The sequence below is a fragment of the Caballeronia sp. SL1002 genome, from assembly GCF_057814995.1.
The window spans coordinates 1079942-1104794 of the sequence record NZ_JBYMUW010000005.1; the positions used below are offsets into that span (position 1 = coordinate 1079942).

21 protein-coding genes are annotated in these 24853 nt (G+C 61.2%); 12 read left to right on the forward strand and 9 right to left on the reverse strand.

Features of this window, described 5'->3' with window-relative positions; translation table 11 throughout:
- Window positions 1-14: 14 nt before the first annotated feature.
- From AC3D25_RS29200 to AC3D25_RS29215, 4 genes are read right to left on the reverse strand one after another with little or no spacing between them, the layout of a single operon-like run.
- Window positions 15-617, reverse strand: coding sequence for an N-acetylmuramidase domain-containing protein (locus AC3D25_RS29200; RefSeq protein ID WP_488891959.1), 603 nt, complete (start codon window positions 615-617; stop codon window positions 15-17).
- 52 nt (window positions 618-669) lie between these two features.
- Window positions 670-1467: a lysozyme inhibitor LprI family protein gene (locus tag AC3D25_RS29205; RefSeq protein ID WP_488891960.1), complete on the reverse strand. Its 798-nt coding sequence runs from the start codon at window positions 1465-1467 to the stop codon at window positions 670-672.
- Between the two features lie 50 nt (window positions 1468-1517).
- Window positions 1518-4409 (reverse strand): glycoside hydrolase family protein, encoded by a 2892-nt coding sequence (locus AC3D25_RS29210; protein ID WP_488891961.1) that lies wholly within the window; start codon window positions 4407-4409, stop codon window positions 1518-1520.
- Between the two features lie 17 nt (window positions 4410-4426).
- Window positions 4427-6751 carry a type VI secretion system Vgr family protein gene (locus tag AC3D25_RS29215; protein WP_488891962.1) on the reverse strand — a complete coding sequence of 775 codons (2325 nt, stop codon included), beginning with the start codon at window positions 6749-6751 and terminating at the stop codon, window positions 4427-4429.
- Window positions 6752-7073: 322 nt separating this feature from the next.
- Between AC3D25_RS29215 and tssC the strand changes: the two genes are divergently transcribed.
- The 5 genes from tssC to AC3D25_RS29240 are packed head-to-tail and all read left to right on the forward strand — an operon-like array spanning window position 7074 to window position 11190.
- On the forward strand, window positions 7074-8378 hold the full coding sequence (tssC, locus tag AC3D25_RS29220) for a type VI secretion system contractile sheath large subunit (protein ID WP_488892187.1): 1305 nt from the start codon (window positions 7074-7076) through the stop codon (window positions 8376-8378).
- A gap of 41 nt (window positions 8379-8419) precedes the next feature.
- Window positions 8420-9766, forward strand: coding sequence for a type VI secretion system baseplate subunit TssK (gene tssK / locus AC3D25_RS29225; protein WP_488891963.1), 1347 nt, complete (start codon window positions 8420-8422; stop codon window positions 9764-9766).
- Entirely contained in the window at window positions 9763-10437 is a 675-nt protein-coding gene (locus tag AC3D25_RS29230) for a DotU family type IV/VI secretion system protein (protein WP_488891964.1), read from the forward strand. Before tssK ends, AC3D25_RS29230 begins: the two co-directional genes overlap by 4 nt.
- Window positions 10438-10444: 7 nt before the next feature.
- Window positions 10445-10885, forward strand: coding sequence for a type VI secretion system baseplate subunit TssE (tssE, locus tag AC3D25_RS29235; protein WP_488891965.1), 441 nt, complete (start codon window positions 10445-10447; stop codon window positions 10883-10885).
- 38 nt (window positions 10886-10923) lie between these two features.
- Complete coding sequence (locus AC3D25_RS29240) at window positions 10924-11190, forward strand: PAAR domain-containing protein (RefSeq protein WP_488892188.1); 267 nt, start codon at window positions 10924-10926, stop codon at window positions 11188-11190.
- A 151-nt stretch (window positions 11191-11341) separates the two neighbouring features.
- Here AC3D25_RS29240 and AC3D25_RS29245 read toward each other — a convergent pair whose 3' ends face one another.
- Together AC3D25_RS29245 and AC3D25_RS29250 are read right to left on the reverse strand one after the other, a co-directional pair.
- Window positions 11342-12583, reverse strand: a complete 1242-nt coding sequence (locus AC3D25_RS29245; RefSeq protein ID WP_488891966.1) for a hypothetical protein — start codon at window positions 12581-12583, stop codon at window positions 11342-11344.
- Window positions 12584-12889: 306 nt separating this feature from the next.
- Entirely contained in the window at window positions 12890-13642 is a 753-nt protein-coding gene (locus tag AC3D25_RS29250) for an IclR family transcriptional regulator domain-containing protein (RefSeq protein ID WP_488891967.1), read from the reverse strand.
- Between the two features lie 176 nt (window positions 13643-13818).
- Between AC3D25_RS29250 and AC3D25_RS29255 the strand changes: the two genes are divergently transcribed.
- The 4 genes from AC3D25_RS29255 to AC3D25_RS29270 all read left to right on the forward strand — a co-directional run bounded on the left by AC3D25_RS29255 (window position 13819) and on the right by AC3D25_RS29270 (window position 18544).
- The gene (locus AC3D25_RS29255) at window positions 13819-14613 is read left to right on the forward strand and encodes a 3-ketoacyl-ACP reductase (RefSeq protein WP_488891968.1); all 795 of its coding nucleotides are present in this window, start codon (window positions 13819-13821) and stop codon (window positions 14611-14613) included.
- A 55-nt stretch (window positions 14614-14668) separates the two neighbouring features.
- A complete protein-coding gene (locus AC3D25_RS29260) occupies window positions 14669-16069 on the forward strand; it encodes an MFS transporter (RefSeq protein ID WP_488891969.1) in 1401 nt (466 codons plus the stop codon).
- 248 nt (window positions 16070-16317) lie between these two features.
- Window positions 16318-17400, forward strand: coding sequence for an AI-2E family transporter YdiK (gene ydiK / locus AC3D25_RS29265; protein ID WP_488891970.1), 1083 nt, complete (start codon window positions 16318-16320; stop codon window positions 17398-17400).
- A gap of 211 nt (window positions 17401-17611) precedes the next feature.
- Window positions 17612-18544, forward strand: a complete 933-nt coding sequence (locus AC3D25_RS29270) for a DMT family transporter (protein ID WP_488891971.1) — start codon at window positions 17612-17614, stop codon at window positions 18542-18544.
- A 54-nt stretch (window positions 18545-18598) separates the two neighbouring features.
- Here AC3D25_RS29270 and speB read toward each other — a convergent pair whose 3' ends face one another.
- From speB to AC3D25_RS29285, 3 genes are all read right to left on the reverse strand, one after another.
- Window positions 18599-19564 (reverse strand): agmatinase, encoded by a 966-nt coding sequence (speB, locus tag AC3D25_RS29275; RefSeq protein WP_488891972.1) that lies wholly within the window; start codon window positions 19562-19564, stop codon window positions 18599-18601.
- Window positions 19565-19701: 137 nt separating this feature from the next.
- Complete coding sequence (locus AC3D25_RS29280; RefSeq protein ID WP_488891973.1) at window positions 19702-21195, reverse strand: aldehyde dehydrogenase; 1494 nt, start codon at window positions 21193-21195, stop codon at window positions 19702-19704.
- Between the two features lie 65 nt (window positions 21196-21260).
- On the reverse strand, window positions 21261-21812 hold the full coding sequence (locus AC3D25_RS29285; protein WP_488891974.1) for a cupin domain-containing protein: 552 nt from the start codon (window positions 21810-21812) through the stop codon (window positions 21261-21263).
- 421 nt (window positions 21813-22233) lie between these two features.
- Between AC3D25_RS29285 and AC3D25_RS29290 the strand changes: the two genes are divergently transcribed.
- The 3 genes from AC3D25_RS29290 to AC3D25_RS29300 all read left to right on the forward strand — a co-directional run bounded on the left by AC3D25_RS29290 (window position 22234) and on the right by AC3D25_RS29300 (window position 24851).
- Window positions 22234-22440, forward strand: coding sequence for a hypothetical protein (locus tag AC3D25_RS29290; protein ID WP_488891975.1), 207 nt, complete (start codon window positions 22234-22236; stop codon window positions 22438-22440).
- Window positions 22441-22666: 226 nt separating this feature from the next.
- Window positions 22667-23422, forward strand: a complete 756-nt coding sequence (locus tag AC3D25_RS29295) for a gamma-glutamyl-gamma-aminobutyrate hydrolase family protein (protein ID WP_488891976.1) — start codon at window positions 22667-22669, stop codon at window positions 23420-23422.
- A 94-nt stretch (window positions 23423-23516) separates the two neighbouring features.
- Window positions 23517-24851 carry a glutamine synthetase family protein gene (locus tag AC3D25_RS29300; protein WP_488891977.1) on the forward strand — a complete coding sequence of 445 codons (1335 nt, stop codon included), beginning with the start codon at window positions 23517-23519 and terminating at the stop codon, window positions 24849-24851.
- Window positions 24852-24853 lie beyond the last annotated feature (2 nt).

The following is a 24853-nucleotide window of genomic DNA, read 5'->3' on the forward strand; positions in this document are numbered from 1 at the left end:
ACAAATTGATCGTTTTAAACATTATCTGAGTTAATGAATGAAACGAATGAACTGAGTTGATTATCCTCCGACTCACTTATCGATGAAACATAGTCATGAGCGTTCGCAAAACCAGCAGAATTGTAATTGCTTCCTAATATCTGGAACCGCCCCCAGGATGCAGAAAGCAACGCCGCATTCGGGTCAAGTGCGTATGCCTCAATCAATTTTTCGTACTGAATCGCCTTCGCGCCATATCCTCCCGGCATGGAATTGGAAATTCGTGGATGGCTTTGATCGTATTTTCCTTGCGTGGCACGATGAAATAGATGTCTTTCAAAGAGAATAGACGGCACTGGATCGTCTCCCCATGCCAAATCGTGACCGGGTCGAAAATAGGAACCGGATGAGCCGGTTTCGGTGTTCGCAACCGCTTTGATTGCCCGTACCTCACAACCTAAGGTCGCAGCGGCCTCTGCATAGCGTTGTCCATTAAGTGACCGGCCATCAAATTTCTGCAAAAATTTAAGGTCAATCCGCTGCCCTTTTCTGGTCGCCTTGTGGCGTAAGCACGCCACGCTGTCCGCCGGAGAACCAGCCGCGATGCTATCGAGTTTTTCAAGGTTGCCACGGCACAAGGACGCTGGCGCTGACTGAATTTTATTACCGCTATTTCGCCTGCAGCTTTGTTCATGGAACGGGCGTCAATAATTCGTCGATTCGTTTCCTCATAGAAGCGAGAGTACACTTCTCATCCGTCCCGCATTTATTTCGCGTAGCCAACCATGCGCTCTGAGCACGGGTTAGCGAGTTAATATCTTTGCCCAGATTCTCGTATTGAGATATAGATAACTTGTACGCTTCAGATACGCTGCGGTCGAATGCAGAAAGCTCCATAGACTGACATATTTCGTTTTCCGTTTGATTTTTCGCCTTTAGACAACTATAGGTAGGTCTTGGCTTTTGATTGAAAGATATTCTATCCAAAACGAGGATCGTTTCGTCATACCATCTCAGCACAAGTCGCTCACTACGGGTCATAAACAGCCAAGAGCCTTGTACACCTCCATCCGTTCCCAAGCTGCCATTCCACATCACGTCTTTGCAATAAATTTGTATTAACTTGGAACGCAAATCCCAATCGGGATCAAGCCGATAACTCTCCACATCCGCATGGACTGCGGGATAACCATACCCTGCCATGCTCTCCCTAATTAATTCTCGAGGGTCAGCGGAGATTAGCTTTACACGCGATATCACACATTCTGAATTTTCCGGAGCATCGGTCGATACGCGGCCAGGTGCGAATGTAAAAATGCGGCCAACCAAACGTGGATCATTCCATATATAGAAAGATTTTCGAGACGCCTCTGTATTTATATGCACTTCGGCAACCTCCCATTTGCCTCGCAAAGAATTGGGAAGTTCGTTCGCGACGGCTGGCAGCGCCAAAATAAAGGATACCACCAAGCAAATCAATGATTTCATATACGATGTCTCAGCGATCTCAGCGATTCGACAAATATCAAAACCCTCACTCATTTATGCGCAAGCGGGTGGCCATTAAATTCATATTGATTATTGATATATAGACTTACCTCATCCGCACGTCGGTTTGTAAGCCCCTTCATCACAACACCCCCGGATGTATTTCCTTCTCTAATTTTTGTCATCGCGCTGTCGATATTCCCATTATTTATAAAATCGGACACGCTCCTCCATCGCCCGGCGGGATTATATGCAAAGCTCACGAGCGCATCGAACTCATTTTGACTGAGCAAGACTTTTATTGAACCGCACACCACATTTTCGTAGTGTTTAATAGTATTGCGGAGCAACTCCACCTGTTGTGCATCAGTTAAATTAACTAGATTACGATTTGTGATGGCAAATGTACTTGCAGCATCACCTTGCAATCCCGATGCGTGTGAAACAGCCTCCGCCGTCGTATCGGAAAGTCCGATGGATTTCATGGCAGCAACAATCTCGCCTGAAGTTCTTCCTTTCATATCGAATCCTGCACCAAGCGTTACGCCGCTACCGCCGCGAGGCCAATGCAAATGGTTGGTAACATTCGCCTGCGCCTCATGTGCGAATATGAACCATAGGCCGTTATCGGAAATCGCGTGAGCATTTGCGCTGGGGCTTTGATAGAAATTCCCCACCAACCCCACCGGATGAACATGCCAAACATCAGGCCCCGCCGGGAACCCTTTAACAGCCTTCACCTGCTCCCACCACCGTAGTTTCCTGATCCGCTCCAGCTCAGATTGCCAAATATGCTTGCCGTCGCCCATCAGCGACGAGAGCGTTTCCCACTTGCTCATATCGCCGCCCCACTCGCTCTCGTAACCCACAATCAAATGCGAAACCGCTCCCGCGAGCCACGGCACGGTCAACGCCTTTCTAAGATCAGCGGGAACGACGCTCCCTTTGCCACCACCTTGCCGCTTCGCCGCCTTCTCCAGTTTCGCGATCAATAACCCCGCGTTCACCGCAGCCGCAGTGACGCTGAACTCCTCTTCCTCGCCGTCAAGCAACTGTTTTGCTTCGTACAGATTGCGCCGATACATGTCGAGCAGTGGAACGTCGGTCGTATCGACTGTGTCGAAGCCCGGCCATGACCACGGGCTTTGCCATTGCGTATCGGGGTGAGCCTTTTCGCAAACCCAGCCAAAAATTGTCTTGCCATCAGCATCGCCCGCGGTGATCGACCACCATTGCGTACCCTGATCGCAAGCCTTGCTGGTATCGGCTACCTGGTCGAGTTGCGCACGCGAAAGCACCTGCGGGTAGCCGACCACGGGTTGCGCATTGGGGAGCTGAAGCGGAAAGGCCGTCCATGTGTGCTCGAGTGCGCGCGCCACCTTGCCCGCGACGCTGCGCTCAACCCAGAGCGGACTGCCGACGGGCGTGCCGCTCGAATGGTGTGCGGGGCCTTTCTTGTGCGCAACCGGCTGCGCCGCGAGCCGGTTCGGTTGCACCATGGCCCAGCATCCTTTGCCCGGATCGCCTTTTGCGAGCGTGAGCGTAAGGCCCGCAAGCTGATCGTTACTTTGCGGGTCGGATGGCTTCACAAGCTTCGCTCCCTGCTGGATCACCAGCAGCGTCTTTCCGCTGTCAGGCAGCTTGCTCGCACGGTCCTGGCTCTTGCTGATGAAGTCCTTGATCTGCGCGCCGGTGAACACTTCGACATGAAGCAGCGGACGCATCGGTTTGGGTGGCATCACCTGCGATTGACTGGAGTTCTGATATTCGCCAAGGTAGCCGACCACATCGCCCGCCTTGACTGGATACGGCTCGTCCAGCACGACAACCGTATCGAGCGGCTTGGGGTCGACAACCGCATCCAGTTGGTCGAGATTCACCCAGCCCGTTGACGCTCTCGGATCAGGCACGCCGCCCGCGACATTGGCAACCGGCGTCCCGCTCAGGATCTTGGCGATCTGCGCCCAGCCGGACGTTGCGCTGCTCGTCACGATAAGCTCGCCACCTCGCGGCAGCAGCCCGATGACGGTCCCCTTCTTGGCACGGTCGTGAATATGAACACCCTGTGCGCTCTGGGGCGCATCCGCACTATCCGCCGCGCCGGTCGACGGCAGTGCGTATCGCAGCTTCCGGTCGCCTTGTGACACCAGCGCGCCGAGGCTATCCGGCGAAGGGCCCGCCGCTATGCTCTCGAGTTGCGCACCGTCGCCGAAAGTGGTGCGTTCGGCGCCGCCCGAATCCAGATCGAACCTGAACGGTGTACTGAACCGGGGCGGCTGTGTTTGCTGATCCTGCGCCTTGCTGCCGACGACAAAATGTCTGTCGCCTTGCCAGAATGGTAGCGGGCGAGGTGTCCATGCCGACTGGTTACCACCGCTTGCCTGCGCCGCCCGGTAACCGGCCCAGTCGAGTTGGTGCATGTACAGGCTGTAGAACTCGAGCACCTCATCGGCGGGCGGCTGATAGGCCGGCGGGCCACTGGCAACGACTGTGGACGCGCCCGATGCGGGGGAGGCCGAACTCGACGCGCTGCCCGGCTTGTCCGGTATGGGCGGCAGCACGAGCTTGTGGCGCACCAGCACGAAAGATGTCGAGTACAGCGCGTAGCGCGGTGGCGTGGTCGGATAGGTCAACTCGGGATAGACGGTATCCAGCCGATAGGCCACCACCTCGCCATCGGCAATAACCTTGGCACCGTCGCCCTGCTTCAGCTTGCCGCCGGTTCCCGTATCGAAGTGGATACCACCGTGGAACATGCCGTTGGCACCCAGCGGATAGAAACCGCCATCCGCACTTGCCAGCGCATTGAGCCAGGTCTGCGGATCCGCTGCGTTGCCGCTCGACGGTGCAAACGGGAAGCACCAGTTCAAGGGCTGCCATTGCGGCGGTGAATTGGCCGGTGCTGCCGCTGCGGGACGCGGTTGGCCGCGATCGCTTGTCATGGTCTAGTCCGTCCCGGTCAGTTCGAGTAATGGTCTGCGCGACTCTGGGGGATCACCCCGGCGGCTGTAGGAAGAGTGGGATTGGCGTTTATCGACGCCGCGCCTTTCTTCTGGATCGTGATTACCTTGAAAAGCAGATCCGCAGGGCCCGCGAGCGTGACGTTGCCATCCTTGAGTTCGATGAATGCACCGCCGCATTCGAGAATGAGCTCTTTCTTCGCGCTGATGCGTACCGCCCCGTTGACACTCGCCATCGACACATCCTTATCGGCGAGCAGCGACATTGCGTCGCTTTGTGCCTGAATCTCGACAGGGCCTTTCCCGGCGAATATCTTGATTCCGAGCTTCTGCGCGAACATCGAAATCTTCTCGCCCGCCGCGACTGTGAAGCGCTTCCCGACGCTGAAGTCGGCGTTCTTGCCCGCGACCGTCTCGATGTTGCCCTGCGCCGCGAACTGGATGCCCTGGCCCGCGACGATGCCCGCCGAAGCTGGCGTGCTCATCAGCAGACCCGGTTTCTTCAGACCGTCGAAAGCTTCTTTCATTTGCTGCTGTGCGTCGGTGTCGGCAGGCTCGGCTTTCGCGCTCGTCGCCGACTCTGCCAGCGCCTTTGCAGTCGCCAATGCACTCTCAAGCTGCACAATCGTCTCCTGCATATCGAGCTGCTTGCCACTTGCACCGGGACGATCATAAGTCGTCAGATGCAGACCCTTGCCCGCGCGTTCGACGCCATACCCCGACGTCCTCAACTCGTAGCCTTCGCCACGCTTTTCGAGCTTGCTGTCGACCAAATAACCGAGGTTGAGTTGCGACTTCCCCGAATGCTCCGTACTCAGCTTGATGCCTTCTTGCCCCGCCCAATCCTCCATCCGCAGTTTGTTGTTTGACTGCGTACGGATCGTGTTGCGCGAGAGCCAGCGACGATCGTTCGTCACCAGATCCCTCGCCTGACTATGGTGGTGGAACGCCGTGATCTCCGGCTTGTCGGGGTCTCCATCGCGGAAGGAAATCACCGCTTCGTCGTTATCGAGCGCGACGAAGTGCATGCCTGTCTGCAACTTGCCAGCGAACGGTTTCGCCAGCCGCAGCGGCACACTTTCACCACCGCCGGGCCAGTCGGCGAAATCGACGTCGAAGCGGACCACGTAATAGCCCGCCGACGTCAAATATCCGTATTTGTATTTATCAGGGCTGCAAACCCGCGCGCTGAGCGTCCCCGCGATCTTCGGCCACGCTTCGGGGTGCAGTTCGAGACGAAAGCGCCGATCGGCGGGAATGGCCGTATAGCTATTGGTATAGGACTTGTCACGCGCTCCGAGGTGCGTGACTTCGATCACCACTTGGCCTTTGGGCGCATCCGGCAACACCACATCCGTTTCCAGCACGCGCGCGCATTGCAGCGCGAGCACGGTGCTCTCGCCATCGAATATCACTTGCCGCGCGATGGCTGCCTCATGGCGCAACTGGGCTTCCCATTTCGCGCCGTCTTGACTCAAGTGGTGCGTGCCGTAGATGTACGGCTGGCCATAGGTCGTAGGATCCTGAGGCGCGATATTCGCCTCGTCGCGAAAGCGCTCCCACGCCTGCTCCGGGTCGTAATCCGCCACGGCGAACGATTGCGGCACCGTCACCATGTGCGTTTTGAGCGACGTCACCGCTTCGACGCCGGCCGCATCTAAGCCGGAAGCCTCGCGATACGGCGCGATCAGTTGTGGATCGTAGAGATAATGGTCGATGTCATCGCTGAAGACCACCTGATCGCCATACTCCGTCTCAACGACGAAAGAGTAGATGCCCGCCTTCTGCATAAGCATCTGCACGTAGGCCAAATCGTCGATCTTGTATTGGAAGCGGAACAGGTGCTTGACGTAATGGTTTCTCAGACGAAACGCGTACTGCTCGGGTCTCAGACCGTGACGACGCATCACCGAGGCGATGATGTCCGGCGTCGATTGATGCTGATAGACCTGCGTATTGGTGACCGCCGAAAGCCGCCCGATGTGGGATTTCAGCACGACACGGTACTTCGTGAAGTCCTTCGTCGTCTGGATTATCGAGAAGCGCTCGATAAAGCCTGAGAACTTCCGTGAGGTACCGTCGTCCGGCACGATCGTGAAGACTGCGTCGCGGCTCAGGTAATCGGCGCGCGCGAGTTGCAGCGGATGCGTCAGTTCGATGCACACTTCAACCGGCTCGCCCATCTTCTCCGTTGCCGCGAACGACACGACCGATAACTGCGCCGCGCTATCGGTGCCGGGCACATCGAGAAAGTAGGCTTGCCGCCCGGGGATCGCCGTCACGCTGGTTAGAAATCTGCTCGCGTATTCATGCAGGCTTGCCATATTTTTCTCGCCCCTCACCTGATAAGCATTGCTTTTAAACGGTCTCGCGCCACCGGCCACCCACGTGCAAGACTGATGTTTTTAGTCAGACAATACGCGCGTTCATTCCTCCAGTGAAGCGGCATAAAGCTGCAACCGAGAGGGTCCGTTGTTTTTAATCAGCCGATGACAATCCTTAACCATTCCCGCTTTTTTCGAGACGATCGATATGTTAAATATTCCTAACTAATCGATGTGAAGCCCGGCCAAGAGACAGAACATGAGCGCAAGCTTCCCCGACATGACACAGCAAGGCTTCAGTGCCGCGACGCGCGGCGTGGACATGCTCGCAGATCCGCTTCGCCTCGATCAGCACCTCGCCGTTATCGACCGGATGCTCGGGGTGCAAATCGACGCCATCCTCCACCACCGCGCTTTTCAGGCACTCGAATCCGCGTGGCGCGGGCTGGAGTTTCTGGTCGATCGGACGGACTTTCGCAGTAACGTGCGCGTCGAGGTGCTCGACGTCTCGAAGGAGAGCTTGCGGGAGGACTTCGAGGACGCGCCCGAACTGATCCAGAGCGGTCTCTTTCAACACACGTATGTCGAGGAATACGACACGCCCGGCGGTTATCCGGTCGCGGCCATCATCGCGAATTACGAGTTCGATGCGAGCGCCCCGGACATCGCGTTGCTGCGTAATTTGTCCAAAGTGGCGGCGGCGGCGCACATGCCCGTTATCGGCGCGGTTTCGCCGGCTTTTTTTGGCCGCACATGCATGGAGGATGTGGCGGGGATACGGGATCTCGCCGGCCACTTCGAACGCACCGCCTACCTCAAATGGAAGGCGTTCCGCGAAACGGAAGACGCGCGTTATATCGGGCTCACGCTGCCGCGGTTTCTGGCGCGCCAGCCGTACGGACCCGATACGGATGCGGTGCGGGCCTTCGACTACACCGAAGACGTCCGCGCCGGCGGGCGCGATGCCTTTCTGTGGGCGAACGCGGCGTTTGCCTTTGCCGTGAATCTGGTCAGGAGTTTCGTGCGGAACGGCTGGTGCCTGCAGATTCGCGGCCCGCGCACGGGCGGTTTGATCTCGGACCTGCCGGTCCATCTTTATGACCTCGATACAGGGCATCTGGGCAAGATCGCGACCGACGCATTGATTCCCGAGACCCGTGAATTCGAATTCGCGGCGCGCGGTCTCATGGCGCTTTCGTACACCAGCAATCACGACCACGCGTGCTTCTATTCCGCGCATTCGGCACAAGAGCCGGCCGTCTTCGATTCACGGGATGCCGCGGCCAACAGCCGCATCAACGCGCGGCTGCCGTACATCTTCCTGCTCTCGCGAATCGCGCATTACCTGAAGCTGATCCAGCGAGAGAACATCGGCACCACCAAAGACCGCCGATTGCTCGAACTCGAACTGAACAACTGGATCAAGGGGCTCGTCACCGTCATGACGACCCCGGGCGACGATCTGCAAACGTCGCACCCGCTGCGAGAGGCGCGGGTCGTGGTGGAGGACATCGACGACAACCCGGGCTTCTTTCGCGTTGCGCTCTTCATCGTTCCGCACTTCCAGATCGAGGGCATGGATGTGAGCCTGTCGCTCATGTCGCAGATGCCGAAAGCCAAACGCTGAACGCCGCCCACTTACAACCCGAATTCCGACCCGCACCAGCAATGAAGATAACGAAACCCCTGTGGACGCGCGGAATTTTCATGACGCCGCAGCACTTCCAGCAGCAGGCACTCTGGGAACATTTCGCCAACGACCAGGTTGCCCGCATTGCCAGCCCCGATGCCTGGGGCGTGATCGATGTCGCGCTGGACACGCAGGCCCTCGCCGTCGACCGGTTGCAGCTCGCGCGATTGACCGCGCGTCTGCGCGACGGCACGTTCATCGACAGCGAAACGGCCGACTGGCTGCCCGCTGCGCGCAGCCTGGCGGACGTGCCGGCCGGCGTCGAATCGGTCACGGTGCTCGCCGGCGTGGCGCTCGTCGATGCGCAAGGCGGCAACTGCGTGGAGCCCGGCGATAAGCCCGCTCGCCCGCGTCGCGTGACCCGCGAATTCCTCCATGTCGTGGACATCAACGGCGAGGGAAAGGAGGAAATCAGTGTCGAACGGCAAATCGTCGCGCTGCTGTTCGATTTCGAAAAGCCGGACGACTACGTCACGTGCCCCGTCGCGCGTCTCGTGCGCACGCCGCAAGGCCGTTTCGAACGCGACGATACGTTCGTGCCGCCGTGTTTGTTTTTGTCGGCAAGCGCCCGGCTCACGCAACGCATGCGGCGCATGTCCGAAATTCTGACGGCCAAGAGCGCGAGTCTCGCCGTGCGCCGCAAGGAGCGCTCAGACCAGATCGCCGATTTCGCGGTGTCCGACGTCGCGCTTTTCTGGCTCTTGCATTCGGTGAACAGCACGTGGCCTGAACTGGCGCGTCTCGCCCAAGCGCCCGATCAGCATCCCGAGCGGCTCTATGCGGTGCTAGCGCGTCTGGCGGGATCGCTTCTCACGTTCTCGACCACCGAAACGCTGCAGGCCATTCCCGCCTACGACCACGACGCGCCGGAGCCGGTGTTCGCGGAACTCGAATCGCTGATCCGCGCATTGCTGGATGCCGTGATCCCGTCGCGTGTCGTGCCCATCGCGCTGGAGCGGCTGCGCACGTCGATGTGGCTCGGCCACATCAAGGACGAGCGGCTTACCGAAAGCGCCGACTACTACCTGTCCGTGCGCGCAGCCATGCCCGCTCATGCCCTTCTCGAACGGCTGCCGGAGCTGTGCAAGATGGGCGCGCCCGACGAGGTCGAGCACATCGTCAACTCGGCGCTGCCAGGCATCGCGTTGCGTCCTGTGTCGCGGCTGCCGGCGGCGATCCCGGTGCGGATCGAGAACCAGTATTTCACCGTGGATAGCGCAGACCCCGCTTTCGCGCGGATGTTCGCGGCGCGCGCCTGCCAGATTTATCTGCCGGGCTCGATTCCCGAGGCCGAGCTGGAACTCTACGCGGTGTTGCCGTCATGAAGCTCGCACCGAGCCGCCCGATCGATCTGTTGCCGGTTGCCATGCGCGACACGGCGCGTACCGTTGCGACATTGCGCAGCGACAGCCCGCCCGCGGTTGCGGACCTGCGCCGCGAGTGCGCCGCGCAACTCGCCGCGCTGCGCGAAGAGCTCAAGCGGCGCGGCCAGCCGCGCGATGTGATCGACGACGCGCTCTACGCGCAGTGCGCGCTTCTCGATGAAACCGCCCTCACCGGGCTTGGCCCGGACGCGCGCGACGAATGGGAACGCGAACCGCTGCAGGTGCGCACGTTCGCGCGCAACGATGCGGGCGAGGAATTGCTGCGCCGGATCAACCATCGGCTGCGCGAATCCGCGCCCGTGGCGCCGCTCCTCGCGATTTTCGCCGCCGTGCTTGAACTCGGTTTCATGGGGCGCTTCGCCGCAAACGGCGGCGATGCGCGCGCGGCGCTCGTGCGCAAGATCGACGAACGTCTCGCCCGCGCGACGGCCAACCGCGCGGACAAACTGGCGCCGGATCCGTCTGGCCCGATTGTGGTGAATCCGCGCCGCGCACGCCGACCGTCCGTCTCGCCGCTCGCCTGGGTGCTGATTGCGGCCCTCGCGGCGCTACTCGCATGGTTCGCCATCGACCGGTGGCTCGTGACGTCGATCGCCGGCATCTCGCATTGAGGCGCCCATGAATACAAAACGCACAGGACCCGGACTCTTCGAACGGATCACCGGGCACTTCGCCGACGGCTCGCGCACAAGCGATTTCTCGCCCGAGGACCAGACGTTCTTTTCCGTGCGGGACAACATCGAGCGCATTCTGAACAGCCGCCGCCGCTCCCTGGCGCATCTGCCGGATTACGGCCTCGACGATCTCTCGGAAATTTACCGGCATCTGCCTTCGTCGACGCATCGGCTCAGGCACGCCATCGAGGCGACGCTCCTGAAGTACGAACCGCGTCTGAAGGCGGTCGGGATCGAGGTGCATACGCCAGAACCCGGCATGACGGTCGGCTTTACGATGGCGTGCGAGCTGCATCAGGAGGGAATGGTCCGCTTCGACACGGTCTTCACGCCAGACGGCAAAACGCAGCTCAGGATGCGGCAGGCAGCGCTCGACAAATATTGACCGTTCAACCCCGCGCGGAGAAACGCAACGTGGCAACGATGCTGGCAGTGAAAGGCAACAAGACGACGACCGGCGGCGAGGTTTTGGACGCCGATGAGTCGTGGTCGGACGAGAACGGCGCGCTTGCGAAAGACGGTGGACTTGCGTCCTGCGGGTCCTGTGGACATCCCGGCCCCATGCTGGGCACGGCAAAAGGCTGGGGGCTGACCGACACTGCCGCCGTGAAGGACGGCGATATCGTGGCGTGCCAGTGTCCTAGAGGCACGAATCGCGTGATTGCACGCTCGGCGTACTACGACGAGTGATCGGTGTCAGGACGGCTCGTGCGCTTCGCGCAGCCGAGAAAACCCGTCCGGTCAAACTAACCGCTTTACCTAAATAATTGTTCCGGTCATGAATGCGCGCGGTGTCCCGCCACCACCGCCGCGCATTTCCCGCAATTACGTAATTAATACGCTATTTCGGCTCGTACCAGTTATAAGTCGGCAAAGAAGGAATATCCGTTCCGATCTGCAGCGTAATGTCGCGGTGCGAAGTCAGTTCGATATCGCGTAAATCACCTGTATATCGCCGCACATCGCCGTTTTCGTTGATATACGCCACGACCGTACCCGTAACACCCGCCACATCGGTCGAGCTCAACGTCTCGCCCCAGATATCGAAAAATTTACCGAGCGTGAACTGTTTCAGGTTCGGCGTTTCGATATGGATAATCCCGGTATTGTCGTGTGTATGCATCTCGTAATTGCACGAAGCAGGCAAGCCGATATGCGCCGGCAACGCGAGCATTTGCCCGTCGCGATAGATCGCGAGGTGCGCATGCACGTGATACGTCTCGGTCATGCCCGCCGCGCAGACGATGTCGTCGACCGGCGCGCCTGTGCCGCCCGTCGCCGTCGAACCGTTTGGCCAGAACGCGTTGCCCACCACGCCGCCGTACAGGAGGACGATCGGCGATGTCGTGGCGAAGGGCGGCGGATCGGTCCAGGTGTAAGTCGGAACCTGCGTGAGCGGCGAGTTGATCGCGATGGTGATTTCACGGTGCGCCGTCAGGTCGATGCTCGCGAGATCGCCGGTGTAAGGCGTGAGCACGCCGCCGTCGTTGATATAGGTTGTCGGTGTGCCGGAGAGGCCCGCGACGTTGCTCGCCGTCAGCGGTTCGCCCCACACCGCGAAGAACTGGCCGAGCGTGTAGGACGCGGCGGTGTTGGTCGCGTCGATGCGGATCTTGCCCGAGCCGTCGTCGGTGTGCACCGGATACACGCAACCCGTTTGCGCCGCGATGGTCGGTTCCACGCGGCCGATGCTCGCTGGAATCGTCAGCGGCTGGCCGTTGTAGTAGATCGACAAATGCGCATAGGTGTACGTGTCGCCGGGCGTCGCGCAGTTCAACGTGCCGACCGCCTGACCCACGCCGCCCGTCGCCGTCGAACCCGCGGCCCAGTTCGCCGTTCCGAGCGTGGTGCCGTCGAGCATCGCCGTCGCGGTGGCGAGGGTGACCGGCGTCGGCGTGGTTGTCGTGCTCGCAGGCGTGGCGGGCTCGGCCGTGCTCGCGGGGGTGCCGGGCGTCGCCGTTTCGCTCGCGCCATTGCTGGATGGCGACGAGGCGCCCGTCGAACTGCCGCCACCGCCGCCGCAGGCCGCGAGAAGAACGAGACTAAGAAATGCACAAATCCGCAACGGAGGACGTAGCGACATAAGGAGCCCGCAAAGGTAATTGGAGATTTTAGGGACGCGACGCAAAGCGCCGCCGCGCAACGCTGAACAGCGCCACGCCGATAAAGCGTAAAGATAATGGATCGCGTGAGTTATTACACCTGTAATTACCCGTCAGACCACAAATATTTATTCGATTTATTTAATGAAACGCTGGAATGAAATGTTTTGAACCATTCGCGGGAAAGTATTTCTCGGCATTATCGGACAAATGCAATTATTCCCGTCACCTGGGATACGGGTTTTCCAGAAACGTCGTGAATAAAGCGCGTTTTTATAAGCTGCGCTTTATACGATCCCGCGGAGGAGGCTTGCGCTTTCCTGAAGCACCGGCAGCACGCGGGCGAGCGCCGCGTTGCCGGATTCCTGACCGATCGGCATGCTGACGCTGACCGCCGCCACCGCCTGCCCTTTGTGATCCCTGAGCGGCACCGCGACGCCGCGCATGCCCACTTCGAGTTGTTGTTCCGAGAGCGCGTAACCGAGTTTGCGCACGTGATCGAGTTCGGCGCGCAGGCGGGTTTTGTCGAGGATGGTGTGCGGCGTGAACGGCTTCGGCACGTAGTCGGCCATATATTGATCGACGCGTTCGGGCGGCTGGTGCGACAGCACGACCATTCCCGCCGACGACAACGGCGCGGCCGCCCGCGAACCCAGCACGAAACCCACGGTCGAGACCCGGCTTGCTCCGTTGCGCGCGATATACAGCACATCGTCGCCATCGAGCACGGCGAGCAGCGCGCTCTCCTGCACGGCGGCTGTGATGCGCTGCAGGAAAGGCTGCACGATGCGCGGCAGGCGCGCAGACGTAAAGTACGCCGTGCCGAGCCGCAGCACGCGAGGCGCGAGCCAGAATAGCCGGCCGTCGGATTCCGCGTAGCCGAGTTGCACCAACGTCAGCAGATAACGCCGCGCTGCCGTCCGGCTGAGGTTCGTCAGGTCGGCCACCGCAGTCGGGCTCAGGCGCGGATGGTCTTCGTCGAACGCTTCAATGATCGCCAGCACCTTGGCCGCGCCCGCGATCCAGTCCTTGTCGTCCATCGTCTCGCTCCGGAGAAACCCGTTAAATGGGCGGTCAGCGCGCAATTCGCGCGCATATCGCGCATCTTACGCGTTGAGGCGTTGTCGCGCGGCGCGTCGTCGCGTACTTTTCGAGCATTGCGGAACGAGGCAGCGCGCCTCGTCCAACCACTCTCGCGGACTGGCAACTTCACACCATGAATTCATCGACTCCGAACGCAACCGCGCGCGTCGCTCTGGTCACCGGCGCGATGGGCGGCATCGGCAGCGGAATTGCGCTGGCGCTGACGCAGCGCGGCTTCGATGTCGTGCTCGCCGACCGGCAGATCGACACCGACCGCGCCGCCACGCTGCGTGAAGAAGCGCGCGACGGCGCGCGGCTCGCGTTTATCGCAGGCGATCTCGCCGATCTCGCCGACCTTCCGCGCTTCGTGGATGCGGCGTTCGACGCGTTTGGCCGGATCGACGTGCTGGTGAACAACGCGGGCGTGTCGGTGCTGTCGCGCGGCGATCTCCTCGACGTATCGCCGGAAAGTTACGACCTCAACTTCGGCGTGAACACGCGCGGCGCGTTCTTTCTCACGCAGGCGGTCTGCCGCCGCATGCTCGCCGCCGAGCCGCACGGTGTGGAGAGCGCGCGTTCGATCATCTTCGTGTCGTCGTCGAATGCGGCCATTGCCGCGCCCGAACGCGGCGAGTACGCGATGTCGAAGGCGGCGGTCTCGATGATGTCGAAGCTCTACGCCGTGCGCCTCGCGCAGCACGGCATCGCGGTCTATGAAGTGCGCCCCGGCCTCATCAAGACGCCGATGACCGCCGTGGCGAACGAGCGCTTCGAAAAACTGCTGGCCGACGGCTTCACGCCGATCAACCGCTGGGGCACGCCGGAAGACGTCGGCCGCGCGGTCGCGACGATGGCCTCGGGCGACCTGCCCTTCACGACCGGCGCCGCGATCCAGGTGGATGGCGGCATGCACATTCATTACTACTAGCACCGCTTCCCGCCTCTCAAGGTTCCACCTTTTCGACGTATCGACGGAGACTCACATGGCAATCAACGACGCACACGGCGCGCGCCAGACCAAGAAGGCGACGGCCAGCGGCTGGATCGGCTCGGCGCTCGAGTACTACGACTTTTTCATCTACGCGCAGGCAGCGTCGCTGATCTTTCCGCAGATCTTCTTCCCGTCCGGCAACCCGAAAGTGGCGATCATCGCCTCGCTCGCGACGTACGGCGTGGGCTACGTCGCGCGGCCGATCGGCGCGTTCTTCCTCGGCCACTGGGGCGACACGCATGGCCGCAAGAACGTGCTGCTGCTCTGCATGTTCCTGATGGGCCTCTCCACCATGGCCGTCGGGCTGCTGCCGACGTATCACTCGGTCGGCATGCTCGCCCCGGCATTGCTCGTGATCCTGCGTCTGGTTCAGGGCTTCGCGGTGGCGGGGGAAATTTCCGGCGCGAGTTCGATGATCCTGGAGCACGCGCCGTTCGGCCGACGCGGCTATTACGCCAGTTTCGCGCTGCAGGGCGTGCAGGCGGGCCAGATCTTCGCCGCCGCCGTTTTCCTGCCGCTTGCCTACTACATGCCGGAAGACGCGTTCAATTCGTGGGGCTGGCGCATCCCGTTCCTGATGAGCGCGGTCGTCTTGTTCGCGGGCTACGTCATTCGCCGCGAAGTCACGGAAACGCCTGCGTTCACGAAGGAAGGCGGCGAGCACGAAGTGCCGAAAGCGCCGATTGTCGAAGCGTTCACGAATAACTGGAAGGACATGCTGCGCGTCGTCTGCATGGCGCTGATGAACGTGATTCCCGTCGTCACGACGATCTTCGGCGCGGCCTACGCGGTGCAGGCGTCCTACGGCATCGGCTTTCACAAGAGCGTGTACCTGTGGATTCCGGTGATCGGCAATATCGTCGCGGTGGTGGTGATTCCGTATGTCGGGAACCTCGCCGACCGGATCGGCCGCCGCCCGCCGATCATCGTCGGCGCGATCGGCTCGGGGCTGCTGTCGTTCGGCTACCTGTACGCGATCAGCATCCATAACGTGCCGCTCGCCATGGTCATGTCGATCCTGATGTGGGGCATCGTCTATCAGGGCTACAACGCCGTGTTCCCGAGCTTCTATCCGGAGCAATTCCCGACGCGCTCACGCGTCTCCGCCGTGGCGATCGCGCAGAACGTCGGCACGACGATCACGGCGCTCCTGCCCGCGCTGTTCGCCGCCGTCGCGCCGCCGGGATCGAACAATATTCCGCTGACCATCGGCTGTATCACGCTCGCGCTGACCTTCGTGTCCGCAGCCGCCGCGTGGGGCGCGCGCGAAACGTACCGGGTGCGGATGCAGGATCTCGGCCGCGCCAATGCGACGCCTGTCGAGAAGAGCGAATACGACCGCTTGCGCGCTGAATCAGTGGACGAAGCGAAGGCGACGAAAGCGCTCGCCTGATCGAGTTCTTGCGTGTGATACGGAAAGCCCGGCGTGACGAACGCCGGGCTTTTTGCATGGACCGAACGCGCGCGCGCTTTCAAGCTGCCGCTCGCTCCGGGCAAAAACCGGTTTGCATTAAGTCGAATATTGCCTACCTTGTAAATGATTTATCGTGCCGGAACACGGCAGCATGCGTGCGCCGGCGTCGTCCAGATGTTCAAGCTGTTGCGGCCGGCCAGCGGCCAGGCCGCGTCCCGGAGAAATGCGTGAGCTCACGGCCGCCAGTCGATCTTGCCCGCATCCTGCTTATCCTCGTGATCCTTTCGCTGCTGATCTTCGGCAGTCTTTATATCGTTCGGCCGTTTCTTCCGGCGCTGATCTGGGCGACGATGATCGTGGTCGCGACGTGGCCGGTGATGATCGCCGTGCAGAACCGCATGGGGCGGCGGCGCTGGGTCGCGGTCAGCGTGATGCTGACGGGCCTGCTGTTCGTGATCGTCGTGCCGCTGTATGCAGCCGTTTCCACCATCGCGGAGCACGGCGGCGATATCGTTCACGAGGCCGAGGCGCTGCCGAACTACGCGCTGCCGCCGCCGCCCGGCTGGATGCACGACGTGCCGATCGTCGGCGGCCGCGTCGAAAACGAATGGCAGGAACTCTCGGACGCCGGACCCGGCGGCATCCTCGCGCACATCAAGCCCTATGCGATGCTCGTCGTGCAATGGCTGCTGGCCCATGCGCGCACGGTGGGCGCGCTCGCGATCCACCTCGTCCTGACGATCACCATCGCGGGCATTCTCTACGCGCACGGCGAGACGGCCCACACGATGGCCCAGCGTTTCGCGATTCGCGTGGCGGGCGACCGTGGCGCGGCCGCCGTCCACCTGAGCGCGATGTCGATCCGCGCCGTCGCGCTCGGCATTGTCGCGACCGCCGCCGCGCAAGCGATTCTCGGCGGCCTCGGGCTTTTCGTCACCGGCGTGCCGGGCGCGGGCGTGCTGACCGCCGTGATTCTCGTGTTCTGCCTCGCGCAGATCGGCTCGGCCATTCCGCTGGCAGGCGCGGTCGTGTGGCTCTTTTATCACGACCGGCAACTCGCGGGCGTCGAACTCGCGGTCTGGACGGTGCTCATCATCATCTTCGACAAAGTGCTGCGCCCGGTGCTCATCAAACGCGGCGTCGATCTGCCGATCCTGCTGATTCTGACCGGCGTGATCGGCGGTCTGTTCGCGTTCGGGATTGTCGGGCTGTTTATCGGCCCGGTCGTGCTGGCGGTGACCTACACGCTGCTGCAGGCATGGGTGAACGAAACCATGCCGCCTTCCATCGAGCAGGACGGCAAGCCATGACCCTCGAACTTCCCGGATCTTGCTGAAGCATTCGCGCAGACCGCGTTGACCGCAATATTTCTCACATATCGGTGAGAAAATGTCGCTTGGCGGACCTCTCCCGCGCCCCTACGATGGCGGCAACGCGCGACTTCGTTTCATCTCGGCGTGAAACGTTCCGCGGCGCGCCGCCGCAAGATATCCGCTCTCCAACCGCTTCGCGCACTCCATCATGAACCCGATAAATATTATTCAATTGCTCGTGCTCGCCGCGCTGTGGGGCGGCTCGTTTTTGTTCATCCGGGTCGGCGTCGGCGAATTCGGCGTCGCGCCACTGATGGCGCTGCGCGTCGGGATCGGCGCGCTGTTCCTGCTGATCGTGCTCTTCATGCGTCGCCCGCCGCGCGAAGCACTCGCGACGATGCGAGCTCGCGCATGGCCGCTTTTCGTCGTCGGCATTCTGAACTCGGCCGCGCCGTTCTGCCTCTTCGCTTACGCGGAATACACGCTGTCGGCAGGCGTGACGTCGGTCATCAACGCAACGACGCCGCTGTGGGGCGCGGTGGTCGCGTATCTGTGGCTCAAGGACCGGCTGACCGGCCTGCGCGTCGTGGGACTCGCGATCGGCTTCGCGGGCGTGCTCGCGCTCGTCTGGAATCAGATGACCAGCGGTCAGGGCGCGAGCGCATCGCCCGCGACGACCGCGCTTGCTGCGCTGGCGGCGCTCGGCGCGACGCTGCTTTACGGCATCGCCGCGAGCTTCACGAAACGGCATCTGACGGGCGTCGATTCACTCACGGTCGCCGCAGGCACGATGAGCGCCGCGACCATCGTGCTGCTGCCATTCGCGCTTTACTGGTGGCCGGCCGCGCCGGTCTCGCTGCGTTCGTGGGAAGCGGTGATCGCGTTGGGTATTGCATGCACCGGCGTCGCGTACATGCTGTTCTTCCACTTGATTGCGGTGACCGGCCCGGCTCGCGCGATTACCGTGACGTTCGTCATTCCGGTGTTTGGCATTCTGTGGGGCGCGATGTTTTTGTCGGAGCATGTATCCCCGGCGATGGTCGCGGCATGCGCGACTATTCTGATCGGCACGGCGCTCGCTACGGGCTTTGTCAAACGGCTGCCGTGGATGGCGGCAAAACGCAGTGCGTCGGTGCGCTAATTGCGCTTGGCGGGCGGCGCTCGATCTCCAGCTACTTCAAGCACCGCCCGCATTTCACTCACGCGCCTGCATCTTTTTCTGCCGCCACAGACACAGCAAATCGCACGCGAGATGCGCCGCCGCGATAGCCGTAATCTCCGCGTGATCGTAGGCCGGCGCGACTTCCACCACGTCCGCGCCGACGATATCCACCGCGCCGAGTCCGCGCACGATCGCGAGCGCCTGCGCCGACGAAAGGCCACCCGCGACCGGCGTGCCCGTGCCCGGCGCGAACGCCGGATCGAGACAGTCGATATCGAACGTGAGATAGGTCGGCCGTTCACCCACGATAGACACGATCCGCTCGATCGCCTGACGCGGACCGTGCTCGTGAACCCACGCGGCATCGAGAATATTCATTCCCATGAAGTCGTCGTTCCACGTGCGAATACCGACTTGCACCGAATGCGCCGGATCGATCAGCCCGTCCTTCACCGCCTTGTAGAACATCGATCCGTGATTGAGACTGTCCGGGCTGTCATCGGCCCAGGTATCGCAATGCGCGTCGAAATGAATCAGCGAGAGCGGCTTGCCGTACTTCTCGACATGCGCGATCAACAGCGGATACGTGATGAAGTGATCGCCGCCGAAGGTCAGCATGCGCGCGTTCGAACGCAGAATCGTGCGGGCATGCTCGACGATAGCGGGCTTGATCGAGAGCGGATTGTGCGCATCGAACCAGCAGTCGCCATAGTCGATCACGGCGAGGTCGTCGAAGGGATTGAAGCCCCACGGATATGGATGCAGTTCGGCAAGCTGCACGCTCGCCGCGCGCACCGCCGCCGGGCCGAAGCGCGCGCCGGGACGGAACGTGGTGGCGAGATCGAGCGGGATGCCGGAAATGGCGACATCCACGTCGTCGAGCGTACGCGTGTAGTTGCGGCGCATGAACGACAGCACGCCGGCATAAGTGTTTTCGATGGAAGAACCGTACAGCGACGAGCGGCGGATCGCGCCGTCGCCAAGGTGGCGTTCAGTCATGGTTGCCTTGTTGAAACAGGCCGCGGCGGCATGCGTTTTGATCGGTTGAACATGCCGCGCGGACGACGGATTCATTGGGAACGCGGTGGCGCCGTGCTGCGAAACTGCGGACGCCGCCGCGCTGGCTTGCGAATCCTTTAGCGCAGCCGCACCAGCGTGGACTTCAGCTCGGTGTACTTCTCCAGCGCGTGCAACGACTTGTCGCGGCCGTTGCCCGACTGCTTGTAACCGCCGAAGGGGAAATTCATGTCGCCGCCTTCGTCATAGCAATTCACCCAGACCGTGCCCGCGCGCAGGCTGCGCGCCACCTCGTGCGCGGTGGTGAGGCTCGCGGTCCAGACCGCGGCGGCGAGGCCGTAGTCGCTGTCGTTCGCGATCTTGACGGCCTCTTCCGGCGTATCGAACGTGATGACCGAAAGCACCGGCCCGAAGATTTCCTCACGCGCAATTTTCGCGTCGGGCGACGTGATCTCGAAGATGGTCGGCTCGATAAAATAGCCGCCGCTTTCGCGATCCACACGCTCTCCGCCCAGCAAGAGCTTCGCCTCCTTGCGCCCCGCTTCGATATAGCCGAGCACGCGTTCGAGTTGCACTTCATCGACGATCGCGCCCATCGACGTTTCGGGGTCCAGCGGATTGCCCGGCTTATAACCGCGCGCGGCCGCGACGAGTTTATCGAGGAACACGTCCTTGATTTCGCGCTGAACCAGAAGACGCGAACCCGCCGTACACATCTCGCCCATGTTGTAGAAAATCGCGCTGGCAGCGGCGCTCGCGGCACGATCGAGATCGGCGCAATCGGCCATCACGATGTTCGGCGACTTGCCGCCGAGTTCGAGCCACACGCGCTTCAGATTCGACTGTCCCGCGTATTGCATGATGAGCTTGCCGACATTCGTCGAACCCGTGAACGCGAGGCAGTCCACGTCGCCATGCAGCGCGAGCAGTTTGCCCGGCACGCCGCCGCCCGGAATCACATTGAATACGCCCGCCGGAATGCCCGCTTCGAACGCGAGTTGCGCGACGCGAATCGCGGTAAGCGGCGACTTCTCCGAAGGCTTCAGCACGACGCTGTTGCCCGCGGCGAGCGCCGGGCCGAACTTCCACGCGGCCATCAGGATCGGGAAATTCCAAGGCACGACAGCGGCCACCACGCCGATCGGCTCGCGCGTGACGAGGCCGACCAGATGGTGATCGCTCGGCACGACTTCGCCGCCCACTTTATCGATCGCTTCAGCGAACCATTCGACGCAATACGCCGCGCCCGGTACATCGACGCTCGTCGTGTCGCCGATCGGCTTGCCTGCATCGAGCGTTTCGAGCAGCGCGAGTTCGTCGCGGTGCGTGCGCATGAGCGCAGTCCAGCGCAACATCACCGACTTGCGCTTGCGCGGATTCAGACCCGCCCAGACGCGCGCGTCGAACGAACGGCGCGCGGCCGAGACGGCTGCGTTCACGTCGGCTTCATCGCTGTCCGCGACTTTCGCGAGCAGCGATCCATCGGCCGGGTTCATGCAATCGAAGGTCTTGCCCGACGTAGCATCGCGATACGCGCCGTCGATAAACGCGCGGCCTTCGATGCTGAGCGACGCGGCTTTGTCCTGCCAGTATTTCAGGGTCTTCTGTTCCATCGGAATGCCTCAAGGGTTTTGGCTTGCATGACGACGCCGTGCAACCTGCCAAGCGACGCAGGACGTCAGAAACTGGGCGGCGAATTCGCCGATACCACTTCGCAGACATGCTCCGCGCTCGGGTTGCGGAAGCGGTGCGGGAAGCGGCTTTCGAAGTAGTAGCTGTCGCCGGGATCGAGCAGCCATGTGGTGCTGTCCACGGTCAGTTCGAGCTGGCCCGCGACCACCACGCCGCCCTCGTGTCCTGTGTGCGAAAGCAGTTCCGGACCGGTATCCGAAAGCGGCTGGTAGACCTCGCGCATGATGCCCATGTTGCGGTCCTTCACGCCCGCGCCCGCCAGATAAAACTCGATCGATTCGTTGCCGAGGTTCGGCATCTCCGCGCGACGCGATACCACGGCGCGGTTAGCCTCGACTTCGAACGTAAAGAATTCGGCGAGGCTCATCGGTATGCATTCGAGCAGTTTCTTCAGCGACCCGACCGACGGACTCACGCGATTTTGTTCGATCAGCGAAATCGTGCCGTTCGTGACGCCTGCGCGCTTAGCGAGTTCACGCTGGGAAAGGCCATGCTTCTTGCGGATGTACTGGAGGCGTGTAGCCACTTCGACGGACATGCGTGCGGTCTCGGACGGATAAGCGAAGCGTTTATTGAAAGCGGCCACAAGGCGTCGGTTAAGCGGCACGCGTGTTGAATATTCTAGTCACTTTGCGATCCACGCTGCTCGGGGAAACACTTAGATGGCTTAGCGGAAACGCATTCTAAGCAGCCGCACTTTCTTAAGGCAACGACAAAATTTATAGGGGAATGCGCCTAACGTCCGTTCTAAAAAAAGATTTGACGCCGTTTTTGGCTCGTATATGCTGATCTACAGGTGAAGGACAAAGCAGTTACGCAGTCAAGTAAAACAGTTAGCAAAGCGTAAGGCTAATACCGAAACCCGCCTTGATCGATTAAGCAGCGCATTGCTGCTTTGCCGCAAAGGTGTTCAATACTTTCAACATTCAACGAGTGAAATCGTGAGAGTCCGAGGCCCGTTGGTCAGATGGAGTCGAAGTCAGATAGCGAGTTGGCCTCGCGCTGACCAATCCATCACCGATGGAAGCTGCGGCAAGCTTATCGATCGCCGCTTCCTGTCCGTCTTCACAATCCTTTCTCGCCGGTCCGTTCGACGTCACAACTCGGTTGCAGCCCGCGCGTTTATCGCGGTGCACTGCGTCGATGTGGCGTCTCTTCTTCCGTAGCGCCTCCCTCCGCAATTCCCCTGGTTCGATTCTCTCGCTGCGCGTGAACCGCGCGCTGGCTAGGCACGTTTGCGCGTAAGCGCGGCGTCCTCGCGAAGAATCTAGCCACTCGCTGTCATCGCGTATCGGTTGCGATTGAATTCCGGCTTTGCGCTCACGCGCTAAGCCGCGGCGCACTGCTGCCCGACGATTTTGCACGCCATGCAGTTAGCGAATCTTGTTAGCCATGCGAAATACACCTGTAGTTGGAATCAGCGCGGATCGAACGATGGCGGGCTTGCATCCTTCGCACGCCGTCGGCGAGAAATACATCGCAGCGGTGGTGGAAGGTTCGCACACGCTCGCCGTGCTATTGCCCGCGCTTGGCGAGCGTCAATCCATCGACGAGATCCTGGCGCTCGTGGATGGCCTGCTCTTTACCGGCAGCTACTCGAACGTCGAGCCGCATCTGTATGGCGGCCACCCGAGCACGGCAGGCACCTTGCACGACGCCGCACGCGATGCGTCCACGCTGCCGCTCATGCGTGCCGCCATCGAACGCGGCGTGCCTGTGCTTGCGATCTGTCGTGGCTTCCAGGAGATGAACGTGGTATTCGGCGGCACGTTGCATCAGAGCGTTCATGCGGTCGTCGGTCTTGCGGATCATCGTGAAGACAAGGCGCACGCGCTCGATCGGCAATACGGGCCGTCGCATACCGTGAGCATCGCCCGAGGCGGCTTGCTGGAACGCTTAAGCGGCGTGTCGGAAGCGCATGTCAATTCACTGCACGGCCAGGGTATCGAGCGCTTGGGCGCGGGTCTCTCCGTCGAGGCCGTCGCGCCCGACGGGTTGATCGAAGCGATCAGCGTGAAAGATGCGGCGGCTTTCGCGCTAGGCGTGCAGTGGCATCCCGAATGGAAGCACGCGCAGGACGCACTATCGACGGCAATCTTTAGCGCCTTTGGCGCTGCCTGCCGCGACCGAATGCTTAATAACCAATGACCCACGACCGAATGCGCATTGAGGACGGCCCGGTCCGGCGTGTCTCGCACTGAGCACGCGACCCTGCGGTCCACGCATAACTGAGGAAACGAAAATGCATCACATCGACGAATTCCTGAAGAAACATCGCATTACCGAGATCGAAGCCATCATCCCCGATATGGCCGGCATCGCGCGCGGCAAGATCATTCCGCGCAACAAGTTCGAGTCCGGCGAGTCCATGCGGCTGCCGCAAGCCGTGATGATCCAGACCGTCACCGGCGACTATCCGGAAGACGGCAGCCTGACCGGCGTGACCGATCCCGACATGGTCTGCGTGCCCGATCCCACCACCATTCGCCTGATCCCCTGGGCCATCGATCCGACCGCGCAGGTGATCCACGATTGCGTGCATTTCGACGGCACGCCGGTCGCGATTTCGCCGCGCCGCGTGCTGCGTCAGGTGCTCGAAATGTATGCGGCAAAGGGCTGGAAACCGGTGGTCGCGCCCGAACTCGAGTTCTTCCTCGTGGACATGAACAAGGACCCGGACTTGCCCTTGCAACCGCCGATCGGACGGACGGGCCGCCCGGAGACCGGACGTCAGGCATATTCGATCGAGGCCGTGAACGAATTCGATCCGCTCTTCGAAGACATCTACGAATACTGCGACGTTCAGGAACTGGAAGTCGATACGCTGATTCACGAAGTCGGCGCGGCGCAGATGGAGATCAACTTCATGCACGGCGATCCGCTCAATCTCGCGGACCGCGTGTTCCTGTTCAAGCGCACGGTTCGTGAGGCGGCGCTGCGTCACAAGATGTACGCCACCTTCATGGCAAAGCCTATGGAGAACGAACCCGGTTCGGCCATGCACGTTCACCAGAGTCTCGTGGACGCCGAAACGGGCCGCAACCTGTTCACCGGCGACGACGGTTTGCCCACGGATCTTTTCCACGGTTATATCGCCGGTCTGCAGAAATACACGCCCGCGCTGATGCCGATCTTCGCGCCGTACATCAACTCGTATCGCCGGCTCTCGCGGTTCATGGCTGCACCGATCAACGTTCAGTGGGGCTACGACAACCGCACGGTCGGCTTCCGCATTCCGCATTCGGGACCGGCCGCGCGCCGGATCGAAAACCGCATTCCGGGTGTGGACTGCAACCCTTACCTCGCGATCGCCGCGACGCTCGCCGCCGGCTATCTCGGCATGACGCAAAAGCTGCAGCCGACCGTGCCGCTCACGAGCGACGGCTACGCGCACGCGTATCAGTTGCCGCGCAATCTGGAAGAAGGTCTCACGCTGATGGGCGCGTGCGAGCCGCTTAACGACATGCTCGGCGAGAAGTTCGTGAAGGCTTATCTCGCCCTCAAGGAAACCGAATACGAAGCGTTTTTCCGCGTGATCAGTTCGTGGGAACGCAAGCACTTGCTGCTGCACGTCTAAAG